General features: G+C 58.0%; 9 protein-coding genes. 7 read left to right on the plus strand and 2 right to left on the minus strand.

Features of this window, described 5'->3' with window-relative positions; all coding sequences use genetic code 11:
• Positions 1-14 precede the first annotated feature (14 nt).
• Genes C8N31_RS15220 through C8N31_RS15235 form a run of 4 tightly spaced genes read left to right on the plus strand, consistent with a single transcriptional unit; the run spans position 15 to position 6,407 of the window.
• Positions 15-1,043, plus strand: coding sequence for a quaternary amine ABC transporter ATP-binding protein (locus C8N31_RS15220; RefSeq protein WP_025046507.1), 1,029 nt, complete (start codon positions 15-17; stop codon positions 1,041-1,043).
• A complete protein-coding gene (locus C8N31_RS15225) occupies positions 1,040-3,073 on the plus strand; it encodes an ABC transporter permease (RefSeq protein ID WP_025046506.1) in 2,034 nt (677 codons plus the stop codon). Before C8N31_RS15220 ends, C8N31_RS15225 begins: the two co-directional genes overlap by 4 nt.
• Complete coding sequence (locus C8N31_RS15230; RefSeq protein ID WP_025046505.1) at positions 3,070-3,966, plus strand: phosphotransferase; 897 nt, start codon at positions 3,070-3,072, stop codon at positions 3,964-3,966. The genes C8N31_RS15225 and C8N31_RS15230 overlap by 4 nt, the downstream gene beginning before the upstream one ends.
• Positions 3,963-6,407: a GcvT family protein gene (locus C8N31_RS15235; RefSeq protein WP_025046504.1), complete on the plus strand. Its 2,445-nt coding sequence runs from the start codon at positions 3,963-3,965 to the stop codon at positions 6,405-6,407. Before C8N31_RS15230 ends, C8N31_RS15235 begins: the two co-directional genes overlap by 4 nt.
• Before the next feature lie 85 nt (positions 6,408-6,492).
• Here the strand turns inward: C8N31_RS15235 and C8N31_RS15240 are convergent, their stop codons facing one another.
• Entirely contained in the window at positions 6,493-7,518 is a 1,026-nt protein-coding gene (locus tag C8N31_RS15240; protein WP_025046503.1) for a LacI family DNA-binding transcriptional regulator, read from the minus strand.
• Positions 7,519-7,725: 207 nt separating this feature from the next.
• Between C8N31_RS15240 and C8N31_RS15245 the strand changes: the two genes are divergently transcribed.
• Positions 7,726-8,055 carry a hypothetical protein gene (locus C8N31_RS15245; protein WP_025046502.1) on the plus strand — a complete coding sequence of 110 codons (330 nt, stop codon included), beginning with the start codon at positions 7,726-7,728 and terminating at the stop codon, positions 8,053-8,055.
• A 75-nt stretch (positions 8,056-8,130) separates the two neighbouring features.
• Entirely contained in the window at positions 8,131-9,435 is a 1,305-nt protein-coding gene (locus C8N31_RS15250; RefSeq protein WP_025046501.1) for a hydroxymethylglutaryl-CoA reductase, degradative, read from the plus strand.
• A gap of 10 nt (positions 9,436-9,445) precedes the next feature.
• Here the strand turns inward: C8N31_RS15250 and C8N31_RS15255 are convergent, their stop codons facing one another.
• Entirely contained in the window at positions 9,446-10,843 is a 1,398-nt protein-coding gene (locus tag C8N31_RS15255; protein WP_051544551.1) for a sensor histidine kinase, read from the minus strand.
• 269 nt (positions 10,844-11,112) lie between these two features.
• Between C8N31_RS15255 and C8N31_RS15260 the strand changes: the two genes are divergently transcribed.
• Positions 11,113-11,760: an acyl-homoserine-lactone synthase gene (locus C8N31_RS15260; RefSeq protein WP_025046499.1), complete on the plus strand. Its 648-nt coding sequence runs from the start codon at positions 11,113-11,115 to the stop codon at positions 11,758-11,760.
• The last annotated feature ends 524 nt before the right edge of the window (positions 11,761-12,284 follow it).

Here is a 12,284-nt window from a genome sequence, read left to right on the forward strand (position 1 = left end):
CAGGATCACGCCGGATGTCGCGTAACGTTATGCTGGATTGCTCTAACGTCTGGAAGCTGTATGGCCCGCAGGCCGATGCCTTTCTGACCGCTCACAACGGGGCGCCAAGTGACGCCGATCTGGCCAAGGCCAAGATGATCGGCGCGGTACGTGGCGCCGATGTACAGATCCAAGACGGTGAGATTTTTGTGATCATGGGGCTGTCTGGCTCTGGTAAATCGACGCTGGTGCGCTGTCTGTCGCGGCTGGTTGAACCCTCTGCCGGGGCGATCAATTTCGAAGGTCAGGATTTGCTGACCATTTCCGAGACGGACTTGATCGAGATACGCCGCAAGAAAATGGGCATGGTGTTTCAGCATTTTGCCCTATTGCCGCATTTGACCGTGTTGCAAAATGTTGCATTTCCGCTTGATGTTCAAGGGGTTGACCGCACCACCCGCGAGGCGCGTGCACATGAGATGATCGAAACCGTGGGTCTGAAGGGCCGCGAGGATTATTACCCGCGCCAGCTTTCCGGCGGCCAACAGCAGCGTGTCGGGATTGCCCGCTCGCTTGTCACTGAACCCGATCTTTGGTTTCTAGATGAACCCTTTTCGGCCCTCGATCCCTTGATCCGCCGCGAGATGCAGGACGAGTTTTTGCGCCTGCAATCCATGCTCAAGAAAACCATCGTCTTTATCACCCATGACTTTGACGAGGCGATCCGCCTTGCCGACCGGATTGCAGTGATGAAGGACGGGCGGATCGAACAGACCGCCACCCCCGAGGAATTGATGACCAACCCTGCAACGCCCTATGTGGCGGAGTTCACGCGCCATGTGAATCGTTCCAAGGTGGTCAAGTTACGCTCCATCGCGGTGCCGGTTGATCCCGATGCCACCTATGCCGGCGATCTCCCCGCTCGCATGACCGTGGCCGAAGCGATGGAGCAAATAGACGCCGCCGCGCACCCGTTCAAAGTGGTTGAGGCGGACGGCGAAGTGATCGGCGCAGTGGATGCCCAAACCGCAATTTCGGTGATGATCGGGCGCAGCACCAAATGACGGATCAAGTGGTAGATCATCCCCCACCCAAGGGCGGCAAGGCGCGGTGGCTGACCGGCGGACGCTTGTTCTGGCTGATCCTTCTGGCGATCACATGGGCGGCTTCGACCTGGTCTTTTGCGCTTTATAAGGCGCTGGATGCCCGCTGGATCGTGCGGTTTCCCAAAGCCTACCAAATTCCAGTGGATGACTGGCTGTCGGATTTCACCAAATGGCTGGTTGAGGATCTCAGCTTTGGCTGGTTCACCTTTCGCGATATCACGCGTTTCATCGCCAGCCTGATTGAGGCGCCCTATGATCTGGTGCGGTCGCTGCTGCTGGATGGATTTGCCCAAGGGCAAGGCCAGCAGGCGGTCGAGATTGTGCCGGCCCTGAGCTGGATCGCGATCATCTTTGTTTTTGTGGCCTTGGCCAAATACGCGCGCGGTTGGAAGCTGGCCGCGTTGGTCGGCACTTGTTTTGCCTATCTCGCGATCTTTGGCCAATGGGCCAGTGCAATGGTCACGCTGGCCTCGGTCCTCATCGCGGTGCCCATCGGGGCCATCGGCGGCCTGCTGCTGGGCATCGCCGCCTATCGGTCTGTGCGGGTGGAACGGCTGATGCGGCCGGTTCTGGACCTGATGCAAACCGTGCCGGTCTTTGCCTATCTGGTGCCGATCCTTGTTTTGTTCGGCTTTGGCCCGGTGGCCGCGCTAATTGCGACTGTGATCTATGCCATGCCGCCAATGGTCCGCAACACAACGGTGGCCTTGCAATCGGTGCCCGAGCAATTGATCGAAGCGGGCAAAATGATGGGCTGCAAACGCCGCCAACTGATGTGGAAAGTCATGGTGCCTGCCGCGTTGCCGTCGATCATGGTCGGGGTCAATCAGGTGATCATGTTGACCCTGAACATGGTGATCATTGCCTCGATGATCGGGGCAGGGGGGCTGGGCTATGACGTGCTGACCTCTTTGCGCCGGTTGGACATTGGCGGCGGGGTTGAGGCCGGATTTGCCATTGTGGTTATGGCCATCGCGCTGGACCGGTTGAGCCAGGCGTTCGCCGAACGCCAGTTGCGCCCGCAGCCGGACAAGAGCCTGCCGTTGCCGAAGCGCTACCCTTGGGTGACTGCGACGATTGTTGTGGTGGTTTGTGCCACGCTGGCGAGCCTGTTCATCCCGTTCTTTCGGGTCTACCCCATCGAACAGGCACTGACGACGGGCACGATCTGGGAAAGCACAATCGCCTGGATCAACATCAATTTCTTTGATGCCATCGACGCGGTGAAAACCTTCTTGCTGACCTGGCTTTTGTTGCCAGTGAAACAGTTCTTTGGCGGCATTCCATGGCCCGTTGGCATCGTGGTGACCGGCCTTGCCGCGGGCCGCGCGGGCGGTTGGCGACTTGGCCTCCTTGCGGCGGCAATGATGACATTTATCGCGGCGACAGGGCTGTGGAACAAGGCGATGATCACCATCTACCTGACCTCCGTTGCCGTCTTGCTGGCCAGTGTGATCGGCATACCCTTGGGCATCTGGGCGGGCCAGAATGCGCGGGCCAATTCGGTCATTGGTGCGATCATCGACACGCTGCAAACGCTGCCTAGTTTTGTCTATCTGATCCCGGTGATCATGCTGTTCCGCGTGGGCGACTTTTCGGCGCTGATCGCCATCGTTCTTTATGCGCTGGCTCCCGCCGTGCGCTACGCCGCCCATGGCATCCGAAGCATTGATCCCGAACTGATCGAGGTGGGCAAGGTTGCAGGCTGTACCAATTGGCAACTGCTGCGCCGGATCAAACTGCCGCTGGCCGCGCCTTCGCTTTTGCTGGGTCTGAACCAGACGATCATGCTGGCCCTGTCGATGCTGGTGATTACCGCGCTCGTCGGCACCCGTGATCTGGGCCAAGAGGTCTATATCGCGCTGACCAAGGCCAATGTCGGCAAGGGCATTGTCGCCGGGCTTGGCGTGGCCTTCCTTGCGATCATAGCCGACCGGGTGGTCAACGCGCTGGCCCGTCAATCACGTGAAAGGTTGGGACTGGAATGACCGTATCTGCCGAACTTTTGGCCCGCGTAGGCGCATTGCCTTGCTTTGCTGATCCGCAGAACATCGAAACACTGGGCGGCGGCATCACCAACGTAAATCTCACGGTTGAGGATCAGGGGCGCAAATTTGTGGTCCGGCTGGGCGATGACATTCTGGAACATGGGGTCATGCGTTGGAACGAATTGTCGATTGCCCGGGCCGCCGCGCAGGCCGGGGTGTCACCGGCAGTGCACCACTTTGAACAAGGGGTGATGGTGCTGGATTTTGTCGATGCAGCCCCAATGTCAGCAGAAGACCTGCACGATCCGGCGCTGTTGGTCGAGGTCACCAAAATGATCCGCGCCATGCACAACGATGTTGAGGCGCAAGTGACCGGGCCGGTCCTATCCTTTCATGTGTTTCACATCTTGCGCAGCTATGCCGCGTTTTTGGAGGCCAATGGATCGTCCCATTGTCCCCTGTTGCCTGAGTTGATGTCACAGGCGGATCAATTGCAGGCGGCAGTCGGCAAGATCGACCTCGTGCTGGGTCACAACGATCTATTGCCCGCCAATATTCTGCGCGGTGCGGACCGGCTTTGGCTGATTGACTGGGAATATGGCGGGTTCAACACCCCGCTGTTTGATCTGGGCGGACTGGCCACCAATGCAGGACTAGAGCCAGAGGCAGAGGCGCTGATGCTGCGCAGCTATTTTGACGCGGACCCGGACGCCGATCTGATGCACCGCTACGGCGCGATGAAATGCGCCTCCCTGCTGCGCGAAACCATGTGGAGCATGGTGTCCGAAATCACCTCAGCGCTGGATTTCGACTATGCCAGCTATTCCAAAGAAAACCTGTCCAATTACCGACAGGCCTACGCCACCCAATTCCCTGCAAGAGGCCAATCATGAGTGACTTTCCCAAAACGGCGCAGGCCGTCATCGTTGGCGGCGGCATTGTCGGCTGTTCCACGGCCTATCATCTGGCCAAGCTTGGCTGGGAGGTGGTCCTGCTTGAGCGTAAAAAGCTGACCTCTGGCACCACGTTTCATGCCGCTGGCCTTGTTGGGCAGCTGCGGTCCAGCGCAAATATCACCCAGTTGCTGGGCTATTCGGTGGATCTGTACAAAACTCTTGAGGCCGAAACCGGCCTTGGCACCGGTTGGAAGATGAACGGCGGTTTGCGGCTGGCTTGTAACGAGGAACGCTGGACCGAGGTCAAACGCCAAGCCACTACTGCGCACTCCTTTGGGCTGGATATGCAGCTGCTGACCGCGAAAGAGGCGCAGGATCTGTGGCCGCTGATGCAGGTCGATGACGTGATCGGCGCGGCCTATTTGCCCACGGACGGGCGGGCCAACCCATCTGACATCACCCAAGCCTTGGCCAAAGGTGCCCGGATGGCGGGTGCGCGGATCTTTGAAGACACCAAGGTTTTGTCGGTCGATGTCGAAGGCGGCGTGATCAAAGGCGTCGAGACCGACAAAGGCCGGATCGACACGCCCATCGTGGTTGCCTGCGCCGGACAATGGACCCGCACCTTTGCCAAATCGGTAGGGGTCAATGTGCCGCTTGTCCCGATGGAACATCAGTACATGGTCACGGAGCGGATCGAGGGGGTGACGCCCGATCTGCCAACCCTGCGTGATCCGGACCGCTTGACCTACTACAAGGAAGACGTTGGCGGATTGGTCATGGGCGGCTATGAGCCGAACCCGAAACCATGGGCCGTGGACGGCATTCCAAAGGATTTCTATTACACCCTGCTCGACAGTGATTTTGACCATTTTGAGCAGATGATCGAACTGTCATTGGGCCGGGTGCCCGCCTTGCAGACCGCAGGGGTCAAGCAATTGGTGAATGGGCCCGAAAGCTTTACCCCCGATGGCAATTTCATTCTGGGCGAAGCGCCGGAGCTGAAGAACTTCTTTGTCGGTGCAGGGTTTAACGCTTATGGCATCGCGGCTGGCGGCGGCGCGGGTATGGCGCTGGCGGAATGGGTTGCCAAGGGCGAGCCGCCTTATGACCTGTGGCCCGTGGACATCCGCCGCTTTGGCCGCCCGCATTTTGACGACGATTGGATCCGCACCCGGACGGTTGAGGCTTATGGCAAGCACTACACGATGGCCTGGCCCTCCGAGGAACACGACAGCGGACGCCCGTGCCGCAAATCCCCGCTTTATGAACACCTCAAGGCCAAGGGCGCGGTGTTTGGGGAAAAGCTGGGCTGGGAACGCCCCAATTGGTTTGCCGATACCGCAGCGGGCGAGGCGCAGAAAGACATCTACAGTTTCCAGCGGCCCAATTGGCACGACGCAGTTGGGCGCGAACACAAAGCAGCACGCGACGCGGCGGTGCTGTTTGATCAGACGTCTTTTGCTAAATTCACCCTCAAAGGCCCGGATGCGGAGGCGGCGCTGGGATGGATCGCGGCCAACAATGTGGCGCGGCCGGTTGGATCACTGATCTATACGCAGATGCTGAACGATCGCGGCGGGATCGAATGCGACCTGACCGTGGTGCGCATGGCGCAGGATGAATACTACATCGTCACTGGCACCGGCTATGCCACCCATGATTTTGACTGGATCTCGCGTAACATTCCTGCGGGCATGAATGCACAGCTGTTTGATATCACCTCTTCCAACGCGGTGCTGTCCCTGATGGGACCAAAGGCACGGGACATTCTGGCCGCCGTCACCCGTGATGATGTCAGCAATGATGCCTTCCGATTTGGCACAGCCAAGACCATCGGCATCGCGGGTTGTCCGGTGAATGCCCTGCGCGTGACCTATGTCGGCGAGCTGGGTTGGGAGCTGCACCTGCCTGTTGAATATGCCACCACGGTTTACGAGGCATTGCACAAAGCGGGCGCGGAACACGGGCTGGTTGATGCGGGCTATCGTGCGATTGAAACCTTGCGTCTTGAGAAAGGCTATCGCGCATGGCCCTCTGATATTGGCCCCGATCATACGCCGGACGAGGCGGGCCTTGGCTGGGCGGTGAAGATGAAACAGAACATCGATTTCAAAGGCCGCGCCGCGGTTGAGGCGCAGCGGGCCGGGCAGTTGCACAAGATCCTGGCGACGTTCACCACCGATCCGGATGTCATCCTGTCGGGCCGCGAGACGATCTACCGCGACGGGGTGCGGGTTGGGTATCTTAGCTCCGGCGGGTTTGGGCATCATGTGAACAAATCCATCGGCATGGGGTATGTGCGCATGGATGGCGGTTTGACCGCCGAAGATGTGATGGCCGGAGACTACGAGCTGGAGGTCGCCACGGAACGTGTCAAAGCCGAAGTCAGCCTCGCGCCGCTTTATGATCCGAAAATGGAACGTGTCAAAGCATGACACCGGGCCGCGTCTTTTGAAGGTGGGCGCGATCCGAAAAGGGGGCATGTCGCACAGGTTGGTCACCTGCGCGGATGCCCCTTTTTCACGGCAGGTTCTCTGCCACGTGAATGTTGATGGCGCTGGGAAGGATGGCAGGCAATTCATCGGCCAACACGGCGCGGATCGCGATGCGGCCCATATCGACAGTGTCATGGGAGATCACAAACCGGAACAATCCGCTGTGCAGGGCATCGCGGCTGAACGGGGTCACTTCATGACCAATGATCACCGGGGCGGGATCAAACGATTGTGCAAATGCGGTCAAACCGCCGGGCTGGCTGCCGCCGACGATGTAGATGCCTGCCAAATCAGGATGCGCCTGCGCGAGATCGTTCAGGATCGCCTCAGACCGCGATGGGTCTTGGCCAAAGGGCGGCGCGGTGATCAAAGTCAGATCCGGGCGCAGCGCAGTGCAGATTTGTCCAAACCCGGCTTGCCGATCCAGAAAATGCCGGAACTGAAAATTGCTCAGCATGATCGCAAACGTGCCTGTTCGGTCGCCAAGCGCACCCAGCATCAACTGCGCCGCAGTGCGCCCCGCCGCAAGATTGTCCTGACCGATATATGCGGTGCGTTGGGCGCGGGGGGTGTCAGACACAAAGGTCAACACTTTGATCCCGCGCCGCTGCAACGCCCCAAAGGCGGTTTCGACCTTCGGGTCTTCCATGCCAACGGCGATCACGGCAGCGATATCCGATTTCACCCGCCGCAGCTGCCCCGACAATGTATCGGGGTCATAGGGGCTAAACTCGCGAAAACGGATGGTCATGTTGGTGTATTTGAATTCGTCGATCGCCGCCTCAAGCCCGTCGCGCAGCACTTTGAAAAACGGGTTCGGGCCAACCGGGACAAAGACCTCTACCGCCATCGGTTGCGCCGCCACGCGCGAGGACAAAACATCCGGCGCATAGCCCAATTCCCTGAGCGCGGCCTCAACCTTGGATTTGGTGCTGGATTTGACACCGGGCCTTGCATTGAGAACCCGATCAATGGTTGCACGGGACAACCCTGTCAGCCTGATAACGTCCCTGATCCGAGCGCGTTTTCTGGTCACAACGATCCTTTGCATCCCGTATGGTGCGTATCAGACTGGACTTGCTCAGCTTCTGCTTGCAGGTTCTGATGGCCTCTTGAATCTACCATGGATTGAACAAATTGCGAGTGTCATATTTTTGAGGCAATTGTTTCATGTTTTTGCCGTAATACATTCTTTTCCTTGCGAAAAGTTTCTTAACTCCATAGACAGTGAGTACTGAATATCGGAAAGGAAAATGTGATGGTGACCCGCAAGCCGGACGATCCGGCGGATGAGGTGCCTTCGGTCGTAGATCTGATTGCATTCAAATCACAACGCATTTCCCTCTACAGCCACGCGCTTGAGGCGCAGCGTCAGGCGACCGCGGACAACAACGGCGATCCCGAAACGAAGTTTCATCCGCTGCTGTCTACAGAAGGGCTGATGTTGGCGTCGAAATTGGTCGAAGATGTCGCCTATTCTTTTGCCACGCTGATACCCGAACAAGAAGTGATCGGCCTGCTGTCGCTCTCTGCCAAGATTGAGCGTGAAATGCACAGGCTTGATGGTTTGGATCTGGGCGCAGGCTAGCTCAGGTAGCGGTTGCATCGGGTTGGAAACGGCGGATGATGGCTAAGGCCGTTTCCACATTTCAGAGATACTATTATGCCCTCCGACGATCGCCCCCAAAACACCTCAACGACCTCGCGCGTTGAAGGGTTGCGCAACCTCTCACCGCAAGGCCGTTTGGCCCGCGTTGCAGCGGCGGCCGAATTGGATGCTGCGGATATCAAGGCATTGGCCGGGGCAGGGGCGCTTGATCCCGGCACGGCGGACGGGATGATCGAAAACGTTATCGGAACGTTTGAGCTGCCCATGGGGGTGGCCACGAATTTCATCGTGAATGGCCGCGAGGTGCTGGTGCCAATGGCGGTGGAAGAGCCGTCGGTCGTGGCTGCGGCCTCCCATATGGCCAAGATCGCCCGAGGTCATGGCGGATTTATCGTTCGCAGCACCGCGCCGATCATGCGGGCGCAGATCCAGATCCTCGGTTTGGCAGGTGTAGAAGAGGCCCGTGCGCAATTGCTGGGCCAAGAGGCGGAATTGGTGGCGCAGGCAAATGCCTGTGATCCGGTGCTGGTGGAACTGGGCGGCGGCTGCCGGGGCATTGAGGTGCATGTTTTCGAAACCTCGCCCATTGGTCCGATGGCGGTGCTGCACCTGCTGGTCGATGTGCGCGATGCGATGGGGGCCAATGCAGTCAATTCCATGGCGGAAACCCTCGCCCCAAGTATCGAAGAGATCACAGGCGGCAAGGTGCGGTTGCGGATCTTGTCCAATCTTGCCGACAAACGGCTGGTCACCGCGCGGGTGAAATTGCCCTTTGCGGCCTTGGACACTAAGACGCTGAACGGGCGCGATGTGGCGCAGGGTATCGTGGAGGCCTGCACGCTGGCACTGATCGACCCCTTCCGCGCGGCAACCCATAACAAAGGGATCATGAACGGCATTGATCCTGTGGTTCTGGCAACCGGCAATGATTGGCGGGCTGTCGAAGCAGGCGCACATGCCTTTGCTGCGCAGTCCGGCCAATACCGTGCGTTGACGACATGGGAGTTGGGAGAGGACGAAACATTGGTCGGAACACTTGAAATGCCGATGGCCGTTGGCATCGTTGGCGGCGCAACCCGCACCCATCCGGCGGCGCAGGCGGCGCTGCGCTTGATGAATGTATCGTCGGCACAGGAATTGGGCGAGATTTGCGCGGCGGTTGGCTTGGCCCAGAACATGGCTGCGCTCAAGGCTTTGGCGACCGAAGGCATTCAAAAAGGCCATATGGCCCTACATGCCCGAAACATCGCGATCACAGCCGGCGCCACAGGCGGAGATATCGATAAGGTTGCCAAGATGTTGGTGCAGCAAGGTGAGATCAACGTCACTGCGGCCAAAGCCATTCTGGCCGCAGGTTGACCCTGTTCCTCTAGCTTGCCTCGGCGGTGTAGATCTCGGCTGGCATCGCGGCGCGGTCAAATTCGATAAAGAACGTCGTGCCCTTGTCCGGGTTCGGAACATAGTCGATCGAGCCGCCATGCGCTTCGACAATCTTTTTAGAAATGTTCATGCCCAACCCGGTGCCGCCCGCGCGGCGTTGATCGGAGGAATCAAGCTGGCTGAAGCGGTCAAACACCTTTTCCTTGTCGCCGATTTCAAGGCCAATGCCCCGATCGCGGACCAGAATGCGCAATTTGTCATCGGTGGCGACCATTGAGATATCGACCTCGCCCCCCTCAAAGGAGAACTTTGCCGCGTTGGACATGATATTGGTCACAACCTGTTCCAGCCGCGCTTCATCCGCGTGGACATAAACATCGTCCGGCATATCGCCCAGCACGTAACGCACATTCAGCCCGTCTGCATAGGGCTCCAGCGAAGACACGCAGCGCCGGATCACCGTATCGGCTTTGACGGTTTCAAAGGTGAACGACATCTTGCCCGATTCAATCTGTTGCAGGTCCAGCAATTCGGCAATCAAGGCATGCAGCCGTGAGGCGTTCCGCTGGGCGATGCCCAAGGCGTTTTGCAATTTGTCGGGCATCGGGCCAAGCGCACCGGCGCAAGCCAGATCAAGCGAGCCTTTGACCGAGGTCAGAGGGGTGCGCAGTTCGTGGCTGATGGTGGCCAAAAACTCTGACTTGGAGCGCAGGGCGTTCTTGGTTGTTTCATGTTCGATCTGCAGTTTCTGCAACTGCTGGCGGTTGCGCTCATAGAACTTCATGTAGATGCGCGAGCAATCAATGATGAAATAGACCACAAAGATACTGGTAAAGAACTGCGCCCAAAGCTCGGAATTCAGCGGGGCACTGGTCTGCCAGATGTCCCAGATCGGGATGAACAGAAAGGTCACACCATAGATCAACAGCCGCATCACGATCAGTGACAGGATCTGGTGGTTGTTCATCGCCGCAAACAGTGCCGCCGCAAACAAGAAGAACAGTGGCATAAAGTGGGTGGTCGGCCCCTGCGCCAGCGAAATGGACAAGGCAAAGAACGCGATGATGCCCGCACTGACCACTGTTCCGACCTGAACCAACATCAGGCAGGTGAAGGCCTCGCGGTCACTGGAATAGTCATTGAGCAGCATGATCCGGCGAAAGCACATGAAATCGAAAATCTCGGATGCGATCACGAGACACAGCGTAAAGGCCGCCATCAAAGGGGAGTAATAGTAAGCCTCAAGCAAAAGCGCAGAGCCAAAAATGGCCTGACGCTGCCAAAACAGGCTCAATCCAGCCTTGGCATAATCTTTCAGCTGATAGGTCAACATCTCTGCGACGCCGTCCTGTTGCTGTGGGTCTGTTATTTGCCCGGTCTCGTACATTGCTGTGAGCCATTCTGTTGTTTCATAGCATGCAGACACAAAAATGGTTCTGCACATACCACTTAGCAACTAGACAAACACCAAAGTAAGGTGCAATTGTGGCGTGAATGGGGTCATGTCACTCAACTATAGGGTGATTAGGCGAAGATGAGGCAACAGTTGGCGTGACTGCGGAGAAGCGGATAACTCAATATTCTAAGGCTCAAAGGGTCTTTCCTGATCTTGCGCGGCCGGAATTGCCCATAGCGAAGGGCACGTTCTCGGCACAATTGGCCGAACCTGCGCGTGGCTCAAGGCTGGGTGAGGGGCCTGTCATCGTGGATGGCCATGTCCGGGCCAGTACAATTTCGATCCATAACCTGCATCTGCACGGCGAATTGTTCACCAGCTATCTGCGCGCCCGCCATGAGACGTTTATCGTGGGCCGGGGCTGGAAACTGCCCGAAGTCGACGGGATGGAATTTGACCAATACGATACACCGCTGAGCCGCTGTGTGGTTTTGCATGAATATGGTGAGATCCTTGCGGGGATCCGGCTGACGCCAACCACGGCCCGCTGCGGTGCCTATACCTATATGATCCGCGACGCCCAGTTGGGCATGTTGCCCGACATTCCCGCGGACCTTCTGTTTATGGAAGCGCCGGTCAAGGATCACATCTGGGAGGCCACCCGTCTGTTTGTCTCGCACAACGTCAGCTCGGACCGGCGGCTCAAGATCCAGACGATCCTGATGCAGCAGATGGCGCTCTCTGCGCAGGAGCTTGGAATTTCCCATATCATCGGGATTGTGCCTGCCGTGTTCCAGCGCTGGATGAAACGGATCGGCATGAGCGCGTTTCCCGTGGGGCCCCTTCTGAGCATCGAAGGTGACAGAACCCAGGCCGCAATGATGCGGGTCGGTGTTCGGTCTAACTGAATCATCAGCCCATCAGCGCGGCGGGCCCTCTCTTATACTATATAGGCCAATACGCGTTCCGGGCTGCTGACCGGGTGAAACCACACACATCTGGCTTTCACCTGTCCCAATCCCGCGCAGCTTCTCTCTCTATATACAACCGACTCATAAAACCGACCGATGGGGCAGGGGTTTTGCAGGATTCGCAGACTGGGGGAATCAAATCGGGGCCGTCTGGGCGGAATCGGGATGCCCGATGAGGTGAGTCTGGGTGATTTGAACGTGAGTCTCCCCCCAGACAGGGCTTAAGCCTGTGGATAACCCCGATAGGACCGCTTTCCAGCCGTTTGCTCCCCTAGGGTAAAGCGCTCAATCCAATAGGTTCAGCGGAAATATGCAGCGATCAATTCCGCTAACACGCTGTATTTGTTTACTTTTCATGAATATCAGCAAAAAATGCATATTTCCCGAAAAAAGGGGTTGCGGGCATCGGTCCATAACTCTAGAACCCCCCTTACCGGACGAGCAGAGACGCTCCAACGGGG

This window comes from Sulfitobacter mediterraneus (assembly GCF_003054325.1).
Classification (GTDB): domain Bacteria; phylum Pseudomonadota; class Alphaproteobacteria; order Rhodobacterales; family Rhodobacteraceae; genus Sulfitobacter; species Sulfitobacter mediterraneus.